This window comes from Streptomyces sp. NPDC060027 (assembly GCF_042737005.1).
Lineage (GTDB): Bacteria > Actinomycetota > Actinomycetes > Streptomycetales > Streptomycetaceae > Streptomyces.
In genome coordinates, this window is record NZ_JBHWVI010000079.1 from 1 (window position 1) to 18709 (window position 18709).

Annotated in this window: 21 protein-coding genes; 3 read left to right on the forward strand and 18 right to left on the reverse strand. The window is 70.1% G+C overall.

All coding sequences use genetic code 11. From position 1 onward, the window contains the following. Positions 1-193, reverse strand: a 193-nt coding sequence (locus ACFWBT_RS20610) for a helix-turn-helix domain-containing protein (protein WP_385702269.1), incomplete at its 3' end; no start/stop codon positions are given. A 435-nt stretch (positions 194-628) separates the two neighbouring features. Here ACFWBT_RS20610 and ACFWBT_RS20615 point away from each other — a divergent pair. Beyond that, positions 629-790 carry a hypothetical protein gene (locus tag ACFWBT_RS20615; RefSeq protein WP_385702271.1) on the forward strand — a complete coding sequence of 54 codons (162 nt, stop codon included), beginning with the start codon at positions 629-631 and terminating at the stop codon, positions 788-790. 893 nt (positions 791-1683) lie between these two features. On the opposite strand, the gene ACFWBT_RS20620 is transcribed toward ACFWBT_RS20615, so the two are convergent. Further along, entirely contained in the window at positions 1684-2214 is a 531-nt protein-coding gene (locus ACFWBT_RS20620; RefSeq protein ID WP_385702274.1) for a GNAT family N-acetyltransferase, read from the reverse strand. Beyond that, entirely contained in the window at positions 2211-2816 is a 606-nt protein-coding gene (locus ACFWBT_RS20625; protein ID WP_385702277.1) for a hypothetical protein, read from the reverse strand. The genes ACFWBT_RS20620 and ACFWBT_RS20625 overlap by 4 nt, the downstream gene beginning before the upstream one ends. A 151-nt stretch (positions 2817-2967) precedes the next feature. Between ACFWBT_RS20625 and ACFWBT_RS20630 the strand changes: the two genes are divergently transcribed. After that, positions 2968-3306: a nuclear transport factor 2 family protein gene (locus tag ACFWBT_RS20630; protein WP_385702279.1), complete on the forward strand. Its 339-nt coding sequence runs from the start codon at positions 2968-2970 to the stop codon at positions 3304-3306. Between the two features lie 203 nt (positions 3307-3509). Here the strand turns inward: ACFWBT_RS20630 and ACFWBT_RS20635 are convergent, their stop codons facing one another. From ACFWBT_RS20635 to ACFWBT_RS20695, 13 genes are all read right to left on the reverse strand, one after another. Further along, positions 3510-3647, reverse strand: coding sequence for a hypothetical protein (locus ACFWBT_RS20635; protein WP_385702282.1), 138 nt, complete (start codon positions 3645-3647; stop codon positions 3510-3512). A gap of 64 nt (positions 3648-3711) precedes the next feature. Further along, positions 3712-4077 carry an iron chaperone gene (locus ACFWBT_RS20640; RefSeq protein WP_385702284.1) on the reverse strand — a complete coding sequence of 122 codons (366 nt, stop codon included), beginning with the start codon at positions 4075-4077 and terminating at the stop codon, positions 3712-3714. Positions 4078-4665: 588 nt separating this feature from the next. Continuing rightward, entirely contained in the window at positions 4666-5682 is a 1017-nt protein-coding gene (locus tag ACFWBT_RS20645) for a Rieske 2Fe-2S domain-containing protein (protein ID WP_385702286.1), read from the reverse strand. Positions 5683-5684: 2 nt separating this feature from the next. Continuing rightward, positions 5685-5909 carry a recombinase-like helix-turn-helix domain-containing protein gene (locus ACFWBT_RS20650; protein WP_385702289.1) on the reverse strand — a complete coding sequence of 75 codons (225 nt, stop codon included), beginning with the start codon at positions 5907-5909 and terminating at the stop codon, positions 5685-5687. A gap of 31 nt (positions 5910-5940) precedes the next feature. Beyond that, positions 5941-6879 carry a PDR/VanB family oxidoreductase gene (locus ACFWBT_RS20655; RefSeq protein ID WP_385702292.1) on the reverse strand — a complete coding sequence of 313 codons (939 nt, stop codon included), beginning with the start codon at positions 6877-6879 and terminating at the stop codon, positions 5941-5943. Between the two features lie 37 nt (positions 6880-6916). Continuing rightward, on the reverse strand, positions 6917-8542 hold the full coding sequence (locus tag ACFWBT_RS20660; protein ID WP_385702293.1) for a thiamine pyrophosphate-binding protein: 1626 nt from the start codon (positions 8540-8542) through the stop codon (positions 6917-6919). Between the two features lie 9 nt (positions 8543-8551). Next, positions 8552-9340 (reverse strand): SDR family oxidoreductase, encoded by a 789-nt coding sequence (locus ACFWBT_RS20665; protein WP_385702296.1) that lies wholly within the window; start codon positions 9338-9340, stop codon positions 8552-8554. A gap of 19 nt (positions 9341-9359) precedes the next feature. Further along, entirely contained in the window at positions 9360-10115 is a 756-nt protein-coding gene (locus tag ACFWBT_RS20670; protein WP_385702299.1) for an SDR family oxidoreductase, read from the reverse strand. Continuing rightward, on the reverse strand, positions 10108-10629 hold the full coding sequence (locus ACFWBT_RS20675; RefSeq protein ID WP_356469346.1) for a cupin domain-containing protein: 522 nt from the start codon (positions 10627-10629) through the stop codon (positions 10108-10110). Before ACFWBT_RS20675 ends, ACFWBT_RS20670 begins: the two co-directional genes overlap by 8 nt. Before the next feature lie 11 nt (positions 10630-10640). Next, entirely contained in the window at positions 10641-11429 is a 789-nt protein-coding gene (locus ACFWBT_RS20680; RefSeq protein ID WP_385702301.1) for an alpha/beta fold hydrolase, read from the reverse strand. Further along, positions 11426-12223 carry an aspartate dehydrogenase domain-containing protein gene (locus ACFWBT_RS20685; protein ID WP_385702303.1) on the reverse strand — a complete coding sequence of 266 codons (798 nt, stop codon included), beginning with the start codon at positions 12221-12223 and terminating at the stop codon, positions 11426-11428. Before ACFWBT_RS20685 ends, ACFWBT_RS20680 begins: the two co-directional genes overlap by 4 nt. Further along, on the reverse strand, positions 12220-13164 hold the full coding sequence (locus ACFWBT_RS20690; protein ID WP_385702306.1) for a VOC family protein: 945 nt from the start codon (positions 13162-13164) through the stop codon (positions 12220-12222). The genes ACFWBT_RS20685 and ACFWBT_RS20690 overlap by 4 nt, the downstream gene beginning before the upstream one ends. A 49-nt stretch (positions 13165-13213) precedes the next feature. Further along, positions 13214-14698, reverse strand: a complete 1485-nt coding sequence (locus tag ACFWBT_RS20695) for an aldehyde dehydrogenase family protein (protein WP_385702308.1) — start codon at positions 14696-14698, stop codon at positions 13214-13216. Positions 14699-14991: 293 nt separating this feature from the next. Here ACFWBT_RS20695 and ACFWBT_RS20700 point away from each other — a divergent pair, with 293 nt between their 5' ends. Beyond that, entirely contained in the window at positions 14992-16356 is a 1365-nt protein-coding gene (locus ACFWBT_RS20700; RefSeq protein ID WP_385702310.1) for an MFS transporter, read from the forward strand. A gap of 44 nt (positions 16357-16400) precedes the next feature. Here ACFWBT_RS20700 and ACFWBT_RS20705 read toward each other — a convergent pair whose 3' ends face one another. Both ACFWBT_RS20705 and ACFWBT_RS20710 read right to left on the reverse strand, forming a co-directional pair. After that, the gene (locus tag ACFWBT_RS20705; RefSeq protein WP_385702312.1) at positions 16401-17648 is read right to left on the reverse strand and encodes a TetR family transcriptional regulator; all 1248 of its coding nucleotides are present in this window, start codon (positions 17646-17648) and stop codon (positions 16401-16403) included. A 48-nt stretch (positions 17649-17696) separates the two neighbouring features. Further along, positions 17697-18709, reverse strand: a 1013-nt coding sequence (locus ACFWBT_RS20710) for an XdhC family protein (RefSeq protein WP_385702314.1), incomplete at its 5' end; no start/stop codon positions are given.

An 18709-nucleotide genomic window follows, 5' to 3' on the forward strand; every position in this document is an offset into this window, starting at 1 on the left:
TCTTCCAGACCGTCAGCATCGCCGAGGTCTGGTAGTAGTTCACCCGCTCCTGCCGCGCCCACGCCTGCGTACGCGCGGCCAGCGCCAGGTTGTAGACCTTCCGCACACACCCAAACGTGCGCAACAACTCCGCGGCCTGCACATCGGTCGGACAGAAGCGGTACTTGAACGCCCGCTTCACGTGAGTGGCCACGGCCCACAAACTAGCGCCAACGTCAGCGAAGGATCGAACCTGCCAGTCAGAGCACCGGGATCCGCCCTGACGGCGAATCCCAGCCCGCTGCCCTGCTCCGCAGGAGTCCGTTTCCTCCCCAGCCTGAAGGCCGGGGTATCCACGGAGGAGTTCCGATGAGCCCGGCGCACCTTCACGCCTTTGAGGTGCCGCCGGCGAGTGGTGGCGCAGCCCACCAATGCGAGACAGAACCGCGCCGAGCCGGGCCGAAGGGGGCCGCACAACCAAGGGCGCGGCGAGGCGTACAGACCCGGGATCAGGGGTGGTTGAAGTACAAGCCGCACGACTCGGCTGAGGCCATTGTCGGCGCCATCACTGGGCCCATGGCGGCGCCCCGCACACTGCTGCTCGCCCGGCTACGACGCCCAGGGGAACCTGGCGTCCGTTGGCCGCACCATGACGCTCACCGCGGCCGCAGGCAGCACCGTCGCTCCCGTGCTGTCCGGAGCCATAGGCGAACACTCCTGGAGGGACTGGTCGTTCTCCGCCGGGTGGGGCACTGGCAACACGCTGGACACCACGCTCACCAAGCCGGAATGGTGGTGGAGATCGGCGTAGACGCCGCCCGCGACATCATGGGCCGGTGGCGCCACCCCGCACGCCGGCACCGCGTCCGGCACCGACCTCTCCCCCACGACGTCGCCCGCACCACCGCGACCCAGTGAGCAGACGAAGGGACTACAGCGACCGGAGTACGTCAGCACAGTCGGAGCACTCCCAGCGGGTCATGTTGGGCGGCAGCCACGATGCGGCTGGTCCTGCAGGCTGATAGGCCAGCCGCTCCATGTCCGCTGTCGGCTCGCCGCAAAACGTTCGCTCGCCTGGGAGTGGGAGACCGAGGGGATCCGCGTCGACTGGTGCCGCGTGTACCGCCTTGATGCCCGGGACCGGACCGACCCGGCCGAAGTCCTCGGAGAGATTCCTGCACAGCTCGCGCGTCACAACGATCGCCATGGAGCCACCCTCGGCGATCAACCCGAGGGCCGCACCCCGGGCCCGGCAGATGATTCCGCCGGGTCCGCTGCTTCGCCCGTGGGCGGTCAGCGGTGTTTCTCGTACTGCTCGACGAACCACAGCAGGGTCAGCGGCCTGACTAGGGCATCCCCTGCCCGAAGGCTGTCTACCAGGCCGCAGGGCCACGCGGGCATGCATGGTCCTAGGTCCGCCAGCGATGGCGCCATGAGCGCTGTGCCCGACGACCGCCGATCAGGACATCGTGAACGAGCGCCCAAAAGAAGGAAGCAGCTCGGCAACATCGCTTCGACAGCGTCCGGGAGCGACGGGAAGACCGCCCCCACGGAATACGCGGACTTCGTGGTTGGCAGACGAGTGACTGTCGACCTGCCGCTCCGAGGGCATCAGGACCTCTACGACGTGCTGATCACCCAACGCAACGCCCAATCGAAGCGGCCTGCGTCACTGTGAAGGACGATGGCAGCGGGCCACCCGGGTCAGGATGAAAGCGGAAGATCCGCGAGCATGACAGCGTAGAGCGGAGAATCCGGGAAGGGCTGACGCTCGCCCACCTTCCGGAAGCCCCAGTCCTCGTACAGCGCCTGCACACGGGGGTGTTTGACGTCCACGAGGAGGACGGCCAGGCCCTCAGGCCTCTCCTCCAGAAGCGCCCGGGAGAGCACGTCCGCCACGCCCTGCTTGCGTTGCTTCGGGTGGACGGCCAGCTCGGAGTACGAGAAGGTCACGGCCTTCTCCGGTGCCTCGTCGAGGTGCTCGCGCCACCACTCCCGGCCCTCGGCCGCAGGGGCGCCGTACGCAAAGCCCACCGCCTCGTCACCGTCGTAGGCGATCACGCAGGCGAAGGCGGGATTTCCGCCCCAGTGGTCCACGAACCAGGGGAACTTCTTCTTGAAGTCGTCGTCCCGGTCGGGGCCCGCCGCTGAAGCGTGCAGGTCGATGATGGTCTGCCGGATCTGGGGCAGGTCGTCATGTCCGAAGCGGCGGATGTCCAGGCCAGCGGCGCTCACAGTCGGCTCCACTCGGATCGGTAGCGGTCGCCCCACTCTCTGGCGATCCTGGCGTCCGGCGCAAGAGTGATCAAGTCCCGGTAGTAGTCACCGAGCAGAGAGCGCATCCGGCCCGGGATCGTCCGCAGGGCCCTGTGCGAGGCGGCCTCGGAGTTGACCGAGTCCCCGATCCGGTCCTGGACGATCGCGGTCATGGCGAGCAACTCAGCCGGCCCGTAGAAGGCCACCCACGACGGCTTGGGTTCATCCATCTCCGTCTTACCCAGAGCGTCCTGAGCGTGCCCCAGGGACCGCAGGGCGGCCTGACGGTCGCCGAGGTTCGAATGGCCGATAGCTGTACGGGCGTGGGCCAGCGAGCTGTATAAGGAATGACGCCGGGCGATGGCGGTTCCCTGGGCCGCGTAGGCAGCGTCAACGACCTCGGCGTGCTCGTCCCGGTGGTGGGCGAGGATCGCGTAGCTGTTCCAGACGCGCATCTCGGCGATGGGGTCCTTGGCCATCCCGGCCAGGTAAAGGGCCCGGCCGAGGAGTTGGGAGGCACGGTCCATCTGCCGGGCGTCGATCGCGCTCCAGGCGGCCGTGGCGGTGTAGTCGGCGGCCACGGAAAAGAGCCTCTGACAGATTCGTTGAAGTGGCCCCGAGCTTTTGCTTCTCCAGCGCCTCGGCGGCTCCGGATAACGCAGCCCGCTGTCGAGGTCGATCTATGGTTATACGGTGGCGGAACAGGGCCAACCGTCCGAACGAGGAGACCGAATGATCGGCAGTCCGACAAGCATCGTCGAGGCGGCGTTTCGGTACTACAGGTCGCAGGACCGCGACGCGGCCTTCCCTCTCTACGCCGACGGTTTCTCGTTCACCAGTCCGCAGGACGACCATATCGACAAGGCGACCTTCTTCGAGCGGTGCTTCCCGACTGCCGATCGGTTGAAGGAGCAGCGGTTGCTGCACGTCACCCCAGCAAACGAGGAGCTCGTCTTCGTCTACTACGAGTACGAGCTCACGACGGGCGACAGGCACCGCAACGTCGAGGCGATCATCGTGCGGGACGGACTCATCCAGGAGGTTCAGGTCTTCTTCGGAGGCAAGGTTTGACATCCTCCCCGCCTTAAAGGGCCGGGATTCCCGTCTGGCTGCCGGTGGTGAGCGGCTTGGCCTTCGGGTGGGTTCCCCATTCGACGGGCCGTGCCTGGTGTGGGATTTCCACGCCAGGGCAAACCGGCCCTCCAGGGGCGTATAGCCTCTCCCCCTGCCCGGCGGCGAGGATCACACGCGACGCATTGAGGTCGCGAGCATGTTCAGTACCGCACGATCCGCACTGCCAGGGCGTGGGCCCGCGCCACCTTGACACGGGCCTTGGCCCGATTCTTCGACCCCTTCGTGTTCCGGCTGAGGATCTGCTGTGCCTTGCGCAGCTTGGGGTCGTCACGAGCCATCCGAAGATCGTTTCACGACCTTGATCAACGCTTGCGTCCAGACGACGGCTATGCGTCGCAGTAGTCAGCAGATCTTGCCCGGCCCGGCCGCCGTGGCCCGCAGCAGATCCCGGAGGAGCACGAAGTCCATCTTCTCCGGTCTACGGAAGCGCAGACAGCCCTTGCCCATGTCATGGCCCGCCAGCCGCTCAGCGAACGCCTCGCGGACATCGCTGCGCAGTAGATAGAAGGAGATGTACTGCTTCTGGCTCGCGAAGGCGATCTCCCCGATGCCATCCCGCTCATAGGCGGGCATCCCGTAGGCCATCACCTCGGTGAACCCCTGCAGCTCTGCACGGCACAGCTCACGCAGCCGGGTCAGAGCCACTTTGCGTTCCTCAGGTACCTCGGCGAGATAGCTGTCCACGTCTTCCGCCCGGCTTTGCACCATGATCCGAGCGTACGCGGAACGAGACACTGACCAACATCTCAAACACGTCCTAGTACAGACCAATTGGCCATGGGGTGCCCGTGGGTTCGGTCGGCTTCCGGGCCGCGGTTCGGAAGCCTCTGGCGCGGGCTGCCGCCGAACGCGGGAGGCTGAGCTCGGGAACCCGGTGCAGCGGCCGGGCGCTCCCTGCGGCTGCGCAACTGTCGACGGCGAGGACGAGTGCGGTGGCGGGTGCCCTGCTGGTTTCGGCCGGCCCGTTCTGAGGCCGGCCGCTGATCATCAGGGTGAGACCTCCTCCAGCGGCTTGTGCTCCGACTCGATGCCTGGTGGACCGGGCAACTACTCGCACATCACACCTCGCCACCCTCGACCTCGCCGCATAGGCAATTGGGCAACGGGGTCCCTCGATCCACTCGAAGCGGTGTGGGCGGCAGCCCGGCTGGGCCAGGGGTGAGTGTCCCGAGCCGGTCGCGGACCAGGTGCTCGAACTCGGCCCGGTGATCCATCGGCCACGAGAAGTAGAACGATCCCTGGTGGATGACGCCGGCATCGACGCCCCGCTCGTACTCAATGATGAACGGCGAGCCGTCAGGCGCCCGCCGACGACTGTGTCTCGGCCGCCGCACGGTACAGCCGGCGCAGCCGCACCACGCCCAGGTCGTGCTGGTACAGGTTCTCCCGCTGGTCGGCGTCCGCCGGCATGGCCTCCAGCATGACGCGGTCCTGCTCCAGCACGTCCCAGTGGCGCTTCTCGATCAGCGTTCGGTAGAGGAAGCGCCAGGAGGCGCGCTGCCAGTCCTCGACCCGGCGGTAGCGCCAGAAGAAGACGCCGCTGCGCTGCTCGTCCACCGGGCAGACCATGCCCACGATCCCGAACGGTCCGCCGGGGCCGGCCGACGGTGGGTACGGGATGGACAGGTCGACCCAGTCCACTCCGGTGCGGCACAGCTCCACCCAGTCGAAGTTGACTCCGCGCTGGTCGGTCTTCTCGAAGAAGTAGCCGCGGTCGGTCTCCCGGATACGGAACTTGGCCGTGGTGTCACCATCGAACATGGTGTGCGAATCGTGGTGGAGGAAGGCGCCGTGCATCGGATCGAGCAGGTTCTCCACGGCGTAGCGCCAAGGTGAGTTCCACTCGGCGTAGCACAGGAACACGTCCACCTCGGGGTCTGTCAGAGGCTCCGGGAGCGTCAGTTCGACAGGCTGCGGGTGCTCCTCGTCGCCGAAGTAGGCGAGGATCACGCCCGCGACCTCGCGAACCGGCAGCGAGGTGACCAGCTTCTTGCCCTCCAGGCTGCAGCCGGGCAGCCCGGGGACGGAGGAGACCGTCCCGTCGGACTCGACCTCGACGCCGTGGTACCAGCAGGCGACCCGGTCACCGAGGTGCTTGCCGAGAGAGAGCGGTGCACCGCGGTGCGGACAGCGGTCGGCGAGCATGGACAGGGCGCCGTCGGAGCGGCGGAACAGCAGCCACTGCTCGCCGAGCGCGGTCACCTTGCGCATCGCGCCGGAGGCGACGAAGCGCGAGGGGAGGACGGGGTGCCACTGGTTGCGCAGGCCGGTGGCGTAGATGTGGTCCGCCGTGGCGGAGGACGACAGCGTCATGGTCAGGCTCCCAGTCGGTTCATCTCGGCGCGGAAGGATTCCTCGGTCCACGGTGTGCCGTCGCCGGCGTGGACCTGGCGGGCGTTGAGTCCGCGCACCACGTCGGCCAGCTCGTGGCCCTCCTTGGTGAAGACCTCCTCGAGGGTCGCGGCGAGCCTGTACTCGTACGGGGTCGGCTCGTGAGTACGGGACTGGTGGACGTCCAGGTACGGCCAGGTGTCGGTCACGGTGTCTCCTTAAAGCGCGGGGGGAAAGGTGTTACAGGTCGAGGACGAGCCGGCTCCGTGAGGCGCACCGCGAGACGCAGATCATCATCGTGGCGCAGGTGGCACGTTCGGCCTCGCTGAGCAGGAAGTCCCGGTGGTCGGGGGTGCCCTCGATCACCCGGGTCTCGCAGGATCCGCAGATCCCGTCACGGCAAGAGCTCGGTGCGTCGATGCCGGCGCCCTCGACGGCGTCGAGGATGGAGGTGCCTGCGCCGACGGTGAGGGTCACCCCGGAGGTGCGGCACTCGACCTCGAACTCCTCGTCGTCACCGGTGCGTTCCACGGACGGTGCGGCGAACCGTTCCAGGCGCAGCCGGTCCTCGGGGCAGCGCGCCTCGACGGCCGCGAGCAGGGGCTCGGGACCGCAGGAGTACACCAGCGTGCCGTCGGGCAGCTCCGCGAGCGCGGCATCCAGGTCGATGTGGCCCAGTTCGTCCTGCGGGACGAGGGTGACATCGCCGCCGAGCGCGGCGAGTTCGGAGGTGAACGCCATCGACGCCCGCCCTCTGCCTCCGTAGACCATCCGCCAGGCGGCACCCCGGCGGGCCGCCTCCCCGGCCATCGCCAGCAGCGGGGTGATCCCGATGCCTCCGGCGACGAACAGGTAGGCGTCGGCGTCCTCCAGCGCGAAGTGGTTGCGCGGTTCGGAGACCGTGACCGGCTGCCCGGGGCGCAGCTGTGTGTGCACGAACCGCGAACCGCCCCGCGAGGAGGGTTCGTTGAGCACACCGATGCGGTAGACGTCCGGCACGTTCGGGTCGCCGCACAGACTGTACTGGCGTACCTGGCCCCCGACATGGACGTCGAGGTGTGCGCCGGGCGTCCACGCCGGCAGGGGTTTGCCGTCGGGGTGCGTCAGTTCGACGGAGAGTACGCCCTGTGCCTCCCAGGTCATTCGATGGACGACCAGCTGCAGCGAGTGCTCGCTCATGGCCTGTTGCCTCCTTACCGGCAGTGACGTGACCGGGCTACTGGCCCGGGATCCTCACGGGTGGGGTGAACGGGACCTTCATCGGTCCGAGTGCCGTCAGATCGACCTCGACGAGCGTCGGACCGTTGGAGGCGACGGCCTCGGCGAGCACCGGGCCGGCGTGCTCCTCGGCAGCGATCCGCAGGTACGGCAACCCGCAGGCGCGGGCCAGCAGTTCGAAGTCGGGGGTGGCCAGGTCGACCCCTGAGCGGCGCTCGCTGTAACGGTCCTGCATGTTGCGCAGGACTCCGTAGCCGCGGTCGTTGAAGACGATCAGGGTCAGCCGGGGCCGTTCCTGGGCAAGGGTGAGGAGCTCGCCGAGGTGGACGGCGAGTCCGCCGTCGCCGCCGATGACGACCGTGGGCGCGTCGGGCCGTGCGAGCGCCGCACCGATCCCCATGCCGAGCCCCTGTCCGATGCCGCCGCCGCGCGGGAAGACGTTGTCCCGCGGGTCGTACATCTCCAGCAGCCGGTTGCCCCAGCTGCTGGAGGGGATCGTGACGTCGCGCGCCACGACCGCCTCGCGGGGCAGCGCCGCGCGGATCGCGTCGCAGATCGCGGCCTGCGGTCCGATGTTGTCGTGCAGGAGTGCCCGCACCTCGGTGCGTACGGCGCCCACGCGATCCGTCCAGCCACTCTCGGAGGGCCGGGCGTGCGGCAGCAGAGCGGCCAGAGTGGCGGCGGCGTCGCCGTGCAGGGCGTGGGCGACGGGGTACACCCGGCCCAGCGCGTCCTTGTCGATGTCGATCTGGATGTGCGCCCCGGGGAGTTCCAGGGTGTAGTCGGCGGTCTCGTTGGAGCGGAAGTGCGTGCCGATGGTGAGCAGCGCGTCCGCGTCGGCGAGCAGGGCGCGCACCGCGGGGGTGGTGGCGAAGTTGCCGATGACCTGCTTGTGGTCCTCGGGGACCGCGCCGCGCCCGGAGTTCGAGGTCAGCAGTCCCGCTCCGGTAGCCTCCAGCAGCCCGGCCAGCTCGCCCCCGGCGGTGACCACGCCGCCACCTGCCCAGATCAGCGGGCGGCGGGCGGCGGCCAGAAGGGCGCCGGCTGCGGCGAGTTCACTCCCCGTGGGAGCCGGGACGGCGGCTGCGGGGAGCTCGGCCGGCTCGTCGGTCTGGGCCGCGAACTGGAGGTCGATCGGCCACTCCACGCTCGCCGGGCCGCCCGGTGCGGTGAGCGCGGCGCGTGCCGCCTCGCGCAGGATCCGGCCCGCCTGCTCGGCGTCCGGCACACTCGCGGCGTGGGCGGAGACCGCGCTCAGCATGCCGAGCTGGTCCTTCGTCTCGTGGATGAAGCCCCGGCCGCTGCCGAGGAATTCGCTCTCCACCTGGCCGGTGACGTGCAGTACGGAGCTGCCCGCGCTGAGCGCTTCGATCAGCGATCCGGCCGCGTTGCCGGCTCCCGTACCGGTGGAGGTCAATGCGCAGCCGAGCGTGCCCCGGGCACGTCCGTAGGCGTCCGCGGCGTTCACGGCGGATGCCTCGTGCCGCACGGGCACGAAACGCAGTTCGCGGTCGACGGCCTCGACGAGCGGCAGGTTGTGCACGCTGACGATGCCGAAGACGGTGTCGATGCCAAGTTCCCGCAGGACGGCGACGAGGAGATCGCCTCCGTTGTCGTAACGCATGGTGTCTCCTCAGAGGATGGAGCGGCCGACGCCGCCGCAGACGTCGATGCTGGTGCCGGTGATGTACGAGGCGAGGGGCGAGAGCAGGGTGAGGACCGCGAACGCGACCTCTTCGGCCTGGCCGAGGCGGCCGAGGGCTATGCCCCGGTCGGCGGCCAGTTCCGCCTGCCAGTCCTCGTAGGTCCGGCCGGAGTCCGCGGCTGCGTAGCGCCTCGTCCACTGGCCGGTGTCGATGAGGCCGAGGCAGACGGAGTTGACCCGGATGCCGTCGCCGGCGAGTTCGGCCGACAGGGACTTGGAGAGGTTGAGGATGCCCGCCCGGGCGGCGCTCGTCGTGATCAGCCGGGGCTCGGGCTGCTTGGCGAGCACCGCGTTGATGTTGACGACGCTCGCCGCGCCGGAGGCGGCGAGATGCGGGCGCGCGGCCTGCAGGGGGTTGAGCACTCCGGCGAACTTCAACTCCAGCTCGTCGCGCCAGTCCTCGACGGTGGAGTCGTCGAGACCCTTCATCCGGGACTGTCCGGCGTTGTTGACGAGTCCGTCGATGCCGCCGAACTCCTCGGCGGTCCGGCGGACGAAGTCGACCACGGCGCCCGCGTCCCGGACGTCGCACACTGCGGTCAGCAGGCGGTCGTGTCCGGCGCCGAGGTCGGCTGCCATCTTGGCGAGCCGGTCGGCGTCACGGCCACAGGTGGCGACGCGGGCCCCCTCGTCGAGCAGGGCGCGGACCGTGGCCAGGCCGACGCCCGAGCTGCCGCCGGTGACCACGATGGTGCGGTCGGCGAGTCCCAGATCCATAACTCGTGTCCCTTGCAGTTCAGTTCATGGTGAAGCCGCCGTTGACGGCGATCACCTGTCCGGTCAGGTAGCGGGATTCCTCGCCGAGCAGGAAGGAGACGATCCCGGTGAGGTCGTGGGGCTGCTGCGGCCGGGAGATGGCCCGGTTCATTCGGTAGAGGTCGTGCCGTTCGGCGGGCACGGTCTCGGTCGCCTCGCACTCGGTGAGTCCGGGGGCGACCGCGTTCACGGTGATCCCCTTGTCGCCGAGTTCGCGTGCCATGGCACGGGTGAGTGCGATGACCGCGCCCTTGGAGGCGATGTAGTGGGCGAGGCGGGGGGATCCGTAGAGCGCGGCGTCCGAGGCGATGTTGACGATCCGCCCCGGCGTCGCGAAGAGCGGGTACAGCGCCTTCGACACCAGCCAGGGGCTGCGGGCGTTGACCGCCATCAGCCGGTCCCACACCTCGATGTCGATGTCCTGGAACTCCTTGCCGCCCACACCGTTGGCGAGGGCCGCGTTGTTGACCACGCCGTACACGGGGCCGATCTCGCGTACGGCGGCGGCCAACGCGGCCACCGAGTCGGGGTCGGCGACGTCGCAGCGTACGAAGTGGGCGTCGATGCCCTCCGCGCACAGTTCCGCGACGGCGTGCTCGCCCCGTTCCTGTTCCAGTTCGGCGACGACGACCCGGAAGCCGTCGGCACCTGCCCGGCGGGCCATGGCCAGTCCCAGGCCACGGCCCGCACCGGTGACGACGACAGTGCGTGCGTCGGCCGGGGGCTGGTCAGCCACGGGTGACGCCGTGCATCGGCGAGTACTCGGGGTAGGTCGGCACCTGCGGCTTCTGGGTGCCGATGACGACGCAGAACAGGGCGTCGGTGTCGCCCTCGTTCTTGAGCGAACGGGTCACTCCGGCCGGGACCACGATCATGTCGCGGTAGCCGAGAGTGCGGTACTCGGCCTCGTCCGGGCCGCGGTGGATGCCGACCTTGACCTCGCCCTCCAGGACGAAGAAGGCTTCCTCGACGTCGTGGTGGGTGTGGGCCGGGCCTTCGGCGCCGGGCGGCAGCAGCATGTTGGAGAAGGTGAACCCACCGGACGGGAGGATACGGCTGTCGTTCTCGTGGTTGCCGGTGGCACCCGAGCCGACATACCGGATCTGGCCGCGGCGGAACTGCGCGCCGGCCTTCTCCTGGAAGGAAAGGGTGTCGAAGTCCGCCACGCGGGAGGCCTTCGTGGCGATGAGGGAGTCGGTGTACGCGGTGAGGTCGCCGCCGTTGTCGTACTCGGTGGTCGTCAGAGGCATGGGGGTAGCTCCTACTCGGGGATGGATGCGGTGATGCGGAGGTGGGAGAGCACCCAGGCGTTGAAGTGCCCGGGCTGCTCCTGGTTGGCCAGGTGACCGGCGTCCTTGACGATCACGTAGGCGGTCTTGTGGATGGCTCCGGCGATGGCCTGGCTCGCCTCGATGCCGGTGACCCGGTCCTGCTCGCCGCACAGCACGAGGGTGGGCGCGGCGATCGAGGGGAGTTCGGCGCGCAGATCGGCGGCGGCCATAGACTCGGCGGCGTACGCGTAGCCGGGCAGCCGTACCGAGGCGGCCATGGTGTCCACGACCCGGCGGACCAGCTCGTCGGGGGCGCCGGGCGACACCAGCCGCGGTCCGCGTCCCTCGGCGAAGGCGCGTGGGCCGAGCTCGGCAAGCTCGGTGGCCCGGGCCCGCATGCCCTTGGCCTTCGCCTCGTCGGTGCCGGAGCCTGGGCTGGAGTCGGCGACGATGAGCGAGGCGACGAGCTCCGGGTGGCGGGCGGCGAGCCGCAGGGCGATCACGCCGCCCCAGGACACTCCGAGGACGTGCGCGGTCGAGGCGCGTTCACGGATGAGAGCGGCTGCCGCGTCAGCGTAGTCGTCCAGGCCGAGCGGTTCCTCGGGGTCGGGCGACCTGGCGTAACCGGGGGCGTCCCAGGCCACGACCCGCACGTACGAGGAGAGTTCGGCGAGCTGCGGGGCGAACGCTGCCGACGACGAGCCGATCCCGTGCAGGCACAGCAGCAGGGGGCCCCGATCACCGCCCTCTTCGACGTGGACGTCGGCGCGGGCGCTCACAGGATCTGGCCCGTCCGCCCGGCGAGCGCGGCGAGGCTGCGCAGGACCGCGTACGGAACCACCTGGCTGGTGGCCGGATTGCCGGGGTCGGGCAGGTGGGCGACCTCGAAGCGGTACGCACCGTGTGCGCCCGACGCCTCGATCACATGGCGTGTGCGGTGCGCCGCCGGGTCGGCGACGACCTGGACCCGCACAGCGTCCAGGTCGCCGACGGCCAGCGCGACGGATGCAGCCACATTCGTCGATTTGGGGAACTTGACCGGGACCTCGCGGGCGGTGCCGGACATGACCACGACCGGGCCGGTCGCCGACCGCATACGGGCCAGCAACTCCTCGTCCATCCAGGGCTGTTCGAGGGTCGCGGGCAGCTTCGTGGTGGTGAGGCGCACCTCGTCGAGCGGGCCCAGGGAGCGTGCTGCCTGGAGCAGGTCGAGGCCGCCCACGGCACCACCGGTGAAGTACACCCGGCCGGGTCCCGCCGCGAGCAGCCGCTTCGCGAGCTCCTCGTCGGTCAGCGCTCCGGTGGAGGCGACCAGCAGATCGGTGCCGGATTCCAGCACCCGCTCGCCCCATTCCCGTACGACACCCTGGCCCGCAGCCTCGACGATCAGGTCACACACCTCCAGTGCCTCCTCGAAGGTGGCCTGCCGCGCCGGTGCGGCTTCGCCGAGCGGACGGTTGTCGACGACGCACACCAGCTCTGCGCCACCCACCCGGCCCTCGGCGAGGGCGGTGCCGACGACCCGGCCGATCGCGCCCCAGCCGACGATGCCGACTTTGCGTACGGTGCTCATGCGGTGGCCTCCTGGGCGTCGAGGGGAGCGAGCGGGCCGGGGTCCGGCGCGCCCGCCATGTGGCAGCGGATCTCCTTGGACGGCGGTCCCGCCGTCCCCCACAGGTCGGACAGGTCCGGCACCCGCCGCCACACCCGGGCGATCCAGGCGTCCTCGACGATCTGGGCGACCTCGGAGGTGTACTCGCAGACCAGTCCGGACGGGTCGGTGAAGTAGGAGAAGGTGTTGTTCCCGGGGCCGTGCCGGCCGGGGCCCCACTGGGGGCTGATGCCGTGGTGACGGAGCCGGCCGAGGCCCCGCATGAAGTGGTCGACCGAGGTCATCTCGTACGCCACGTGGTTGAGCGAGGTCCATTCGGCCTGGTTGAACGCGATGCAGTGGTGGTCCGCGTTGCAGCGCAGGAACGCCATCTGGTGCTCGGACCAGTCGGAGACGCGCAGCCCCAGTACCTCGCAGTAGAAGGTGACTGCGGCGTCGATGTCGGTGGTGTTGAGCACGGCGTGCGTCACCCCGACGGGCACGGCGCCGTCCCGGCCGCGCGGGACGACCGCCTCGACCTGGGCGCTGATCTCGATGAGGCGCCCTTCGGGATCGGTGAACCGCAGCCCGTAGCCGCCGCCCGCCTGATCCAGCGGGCCGGGCCCGAGGACGGGGACGATGCCGCGTGCCTCGAGGCGCCGCGCGGCCTCGTCGACCTCGTCGGGGGTCGCGACGGCGAACGCGAGGCGGCCGAGTCCGACCCGCTCCCGCTCGGACAGATGGAGAACGTGGTGCTCGTCGCCCGTGCCGCGCAGCCAGCGGGCACGGGTGTCCGACTCGACGGTCTCCAGACCCCAGACCTCTTCGTAGAAGTCGGCGGTCTCTGTGAAGGCCGGGGTATGCAGCTCGACGTAGCGCAGTGAGCGGAGCCGGGCGATCGGACCGGGGGGTGGTTGGTGCATCGGTCTCTCCAGACGGGCGGGCGGACGGACGTGCGTGCGTGCGGCCGGGTCAGTTGGCCCATGGAAGCGGGTGGCCTGAGGTGCCCCAGTACAGGGACTTCTGGCGCTGGTAGGCGCGGATCGCGTCGCGGCCCTTCTCGGTGCCGAGGCCGCTGTCCTTCCATCCGCTGAACGGGGTGGAGGCGCTGAACTGCTTGTACGTGTTGATCCAGACCGTGCCGGCCTCGATCCGGCGGGCGAGCTGCCAGGCGGCCCGCAGGTCACGGGTCCAGATGCCGCAGGCCAGCCCGTAGACGGAGTCGTTGGCCTGGCGGACCAGGTCGTCCTCGTCGTCGTAGGGCAAGGCGACCAGGACGGGGCCGAAGATCTCCTCCTGGCAGGTGCGCGAGGTGTTGGGCAGTCCTTCCAGGACCGTCGGCAGGTAGTACGCGCCGTCCTCGTACCGCTGCCCCTCAGGCGCCGACCCGCCGCACAGGACCCGTGCGCCCTCGGAGCGGGCGAGGTCCACGTAGGCCGCGACGGAGTCGCGGTGGCTGTGGTGCACCAGGGGGCCGACCTGGGTGCTCGGTTCGGTGCCGGGGCCGACGCGCAGCTTGCGGACGCGCTCGACGAGTTCACCGACGAAGGTGTCGTAGATCTCGCGGGCCACGAAGAGCCGTGAGCCGGCGATGCAGGACTGGCCGCTGGAGGAGAAGATCCCGAACATCACGCCGGCCAGGGCCTGCTCGACGTCGGCGTCGGCGCGCACGATCGTCGGCGACTTGCCGCCGAGCTCCAGCGAGGCGGGGATGAGCTTCTGGGCGGCGATCGTGGCGATGGACCTGCCGGTTCCGGTACCGCCGGTGAATCCGACGCGGGCGACGAGGGGGTGGCGTACGACTGCGTCACCGACCACCCGGCCGCTGCCCGGGAGTACCGAGAGCAGGGCGGTGGGCAGGCGGAACTCGTCGAGGGCCTGGGTGATCAGCCGGCCGAGGGCGAGGGAGACCAGAGGGGTCCAGGCCGCCGGCTTGAGCAGGACCGCGTTCCCGGCGGCGAGCGCGGGTGCGATCTTCTGCGCGTCGCTGGCGACGGGAGAGTTCCAGGGGTTGATCGCCCCGACGACACCGAGCGGCTCGTACACGCTCATGGTGACGTACGGGCCGCGGGACGGCGTGACCGAGTCCTCGGCGCACTCCAGGGCTGCCGCCATGTAGCGGAAGGTGCCTGCAGCACTGAGCGCGAGGGCGCGGGTCTCGGTGAGGGTCTTGCCGGTGTCGGCCGTCTGCACCGCGGCGAGCTCCTCGGCCGACTGCTCGGTCAGCTCGGCGATGCGGTGCAGCAGCCGGGCGCGCTCATGGGCGAGCAGGTCCCGCCAGGCCGGGTCCGCCGCCGCCTTCGCCGCTGCTTCGGCCGCTTCGTCGACCTCGTCGGCTGTGGCGGTGTGGACGGTGGCGAGGATGCGGCCGTTCGCCGGGTCGATGGTGTCGAGGGGTTCTCCCGCACCCTGTCGCCACTGGCCCGCGATGAGGATGTCGGTGGGGAAGTGCGGCACGGGTGTACCTCCGGGCGGGGTGGGGGGGGGCAGGTGGGCTGCGGGTACGGACGCAGGGGGCGCGTGCCGCCACTCGGAACCTTCGAAGTGCTAGAAATCTAAGCGCTTAACTATTCTTACGCAAGAACCCGGGGTGAAATCGTTGCCTTCCATGCCTTGAGCACGCACTCCGCGAGGCCGATGATGGACACCGAGTCGCCGGAGACTAGATTCCTAAGCTCTTAACCATTGACCGCTTAGTCATTGGAACCTACTGTCTCCGCAACTGCTCAGCCCGCGGAAGGAACCCCTCCATGACGACTGTGGCCGGCAAGCCAGCAATCGGCTCCATAGCCGCGAGACTTGAACGACTGCCGCAATCACGCTGGCACGTCAAAGTCCGGTTTCTGATCGGCGCCGTCACCTTCTTCGAGGCGTTCGACCAGCTGCTGGCCGCCTCCGCACTTCCCGTCCTGATGAGGGAATGGCACCTGACCACCGGCCAGGCCACCTTCGCCGTGACCTCCGCCTCCATCGGCATGCTGCTCGGCGCCGTGGCAGCGGGCTGGATGGGCGACCGGATCGGCCGTGTGCGCACCGTCGCACTGGGCGTCGCCGTCACTGCCCTGGCCAGCCTCGCCGTCGCCTGCTCGGGCAGCATCGAGACCTTCTCGCTCTTCCGGTTCGTCCAGGGCCTCGGCATCGGCGGAGTCGTGCCCGTCGCAGCCACGTACATCAACGAGATCGCCCGCTCCGACAAGCGGGGCCGTTTCGTCCTGCTGTACGAGATGATCTTCCCGGCGGGACTGGCGGCCGCCACCCTGGTCGCCGTGTGGGTGGTCCCCAACTTCGGCTGGCGCGCCATGTTCGTCCTCGGCGCTCTCCCGGTACTGCTCGCCGCCGTTCTCCCGCGCCACGTCGCGGAGTCCCCGCGCTGGCTGCTGGCCCGCGGACGAACGCAGGAGGCGGAGGAGGCCATCGCCCGCATCGAGGCCGAGGTCGTCCGCGCCACAGCCGAGCCACTGCCCGCCCCTGCCGCCGGTGCGCCCGACGAGGTATCCCAGGGCCGCCTGCGCGACCTTTTCCAGGGCCGCTACCTACGGCGTACAGCGGTCCTGTCGGGGCTGTGGTTCGTCGCCTATTACGTGAACCACGGCATCTCCGTCTGGCTGCCGTCGCTCTACACGAAGCAGTTCGACCTGGATCTGACCACCGCGCTCGTCTTCACCCTGGTCAGCAACATCACCGGTCTGCTCGGCACCCTCATCATGGCCCTCCTGGTCGACCGTATCGGCCGGAGGCCCGCCCTGATCGGCGCGCTCGTCGGCACCGTGCTCTCGCTGGGCGTGCTTGCCCTGCTCGGTGCGACCTCGGGCGGTCAGGTCGCCGTCTTCGCCTCGTGCACGACGTTCTTCCTGTACGCGATCAACGCGGGGCTCTACCTGTACTCACCCGAGATGTACCCGACGGCCAACCGGGCCAAGGGGGCGGCGTTCGGCGGCCTGTGGAACCGGCTCGGCGTCATTCTCGGTCCGATAACCGTAGGCGCGATCATCGGAGCGGGCGGCAGCCTGGGGCTCGTCTTCGCGCAGCTCGCCGTGGTAGCCGCGGTGGGCGCCGCGATCGCCTGGTTCGCGATCGAGACCAAGGGCAAAACGCTGGAGGAGCTCAACTCCTGACGCACCCGGCGGGCCGGGAGAGGGCCGGTGTCCCGTAGCAGCGATCACTGCTCCGGGACACCGGCCCCGAGCGTTTGCCCCAGAGCGCCGAGGAGCCCCGACAGCCGGCGCCGGTCCGCGGGCCCGAGCCCGGCAAGCAGCTCACGCTCCTGGGCGGACCGAGCGGCGAAGACCCGGTCGGACAGCGCGATGCCCTCCGGGGTGAGGCACAGCCGGACGATCCGGCGGTCATTCGCGTCGCGCTCCCGCCGGATCAGGCCCACCGCCTCCAGACGGTCCGCGTGCTGGGTGAGGCCGCCCGCGCGGACCGTGCCGGCGGCCGCCACCTCGCCCATCGTCCGGCGGTAGGGCTCTCCTGCGTCGCGCAGGGTGGCGAGCACCTCGTAGGCGGGCAGGCTGATGCCGTACTCGCGGACAGTCCTGCCGACGAGCGCCTGATGTCGCTGGGCACACTCGCCAAGCCTGTCGAACAGGGATGTGGCGGATTCGTCGGTGACGGGGGGCGCCGGCACGGACCACCGGGTGTGGCGCTCGGCTTCCGGGCGCTCGGCCTGCGGGCGCTCCGCCTCCGGACTCTCGGCGCGTACGGACGCCGCCTCGCCCGTGACCTCGGTGCCGCGCACCTGCTCGCGGGCGGGACGGAGCGCGTCGCCGAAGGCGGTGGTGAGCACGTCCGTCAGCGCGGGAGCCAGCTCCCCGGTCGGGACGGAGACCGCCGGTTCGTGCGCGAAGACATAGCGTTCCATGATCACGCCGAAGAGGACGCTGCGGACCATGGCGACGCGCACGTCCGACTCGGCCGAGTCGCCGAGCAGCCTCGCGAGGGGGGCGCCGACCTGCTTCTCCAGGATCGTGCGCAGCAGTTCGGCGCTCGGCGGGTGGCTGGCCGCCGAGCGGATCAGCGCGGGCCAGGGATCATCGGCCGGCAGCCGGTCCCAGCGGTCCAGGTAGGCGTGGGCAAGGGCTGCCGGTACATCGCCATCGCCGTCTGCGCCGAGCACGTCACCCGTGACGCCCGCTCCGCCTCCGACCGCCTCGCGGAACAGACCGTCCTTGGTCCCGAAGTACGCCATCACCAGACCCGGCGTCACCCCGGCCTCGGCCGCGATGGCGCGGACCCCGACGGCCTTGTAGCCGTGCGCCCCGAACAGCCGGCGGGCGGCATCGAGAACCGCACGGCGATTGCCTTCCGGGTCGTGGGAGCCGGGACGGCGCGGCGCGGCCGGGGGCTGCCCGGCCTCGGGTACGGGGCTTGTGGCCGTCTCTCGACGGCCCTTGCTCTTTGGATCCACAGCCCTCACATTAAACGAGTGTTCATAAAAACAGACGTTCAAAAACGGTCACACTCTATGTATGGGACCGAGCCGGTCGGTGAGCGGCAGCCCGCTGCCGCCGCGCCGCACCGCGATGATCTCGGCCATGATCGACACGGCCGTCTCCTCGGGTCCCCGACCGCCGAGATCCAGGCCGACCGGGGAACGCAGCCGTGCGATTTCCGCCTCGGTGGTGCCTGCCGCACGCAGTCGTGCGAGCCGGTCCTCATGCGTGCGGCGGCTGCCCATGGCTCCCACGTATCCGGCCCTGCTGCGCAGCGCGAGCGCGAGGACCGGCACGTCGAAGCGATGGTCATGGGTCAGCACGCACACCGCGGTCGTCGCGTCGAACTGATCCTCCCGGGCGCGGAACCACCGGTCGGGCCGGTCGGTGACTACCTCGTCGGCGCCCGGGAAGCGCTCGGGCGCCGCGAAGGCGGGCCTGGCGTCACAGACCATCACATGGTGCCCGAGCGCGGCACCGATGCCTGCCAGGGGGCGGGCGAACTCGGCCGCACCGAAGATCAGCAGCTGCGGCCGGGAGGCGAACGACTGCACCAGCAGCTCCCGCTCCGGTGCGCAGGCAATGTCGCCGTCCGCAGCGTTTCCGCTGGTCACAAGGCCGCTCGCGGCCCGTCCCAGCATGCCGTCGGCGGCCAGGGCAGCCGCCCGGTCCGCCTGCGGATCACCCAGCGAGCCAGTCACCGTCCCACCGCCGACGGCCAGTCCCCCGCCGCCACCGACGGGAGTGACCAGAGCCACCGGCACGCCGGCCGCGAGATCGGCGGCGATCCGGCCGAGCGGCACCTCGGGGCCCACCTCACGGATCAGCACCTCGATCGTGCCCCCGCAGGTCAGGCCGACCTCGAAGGCGTCCTCGTCGCCGACCCCCCAGCGCTCGACCGTCGGGGCGGCGCCCGCGAGCACCTCCTCCGCGATCGCGCAGACTGCGGACTCGACACAGCCGCCGGAGACGCTGCCGACGACACGGCCCTCCTCCGACACCAGCATCGACGCGCCCGGCGCGTGCGGAGCCGAGC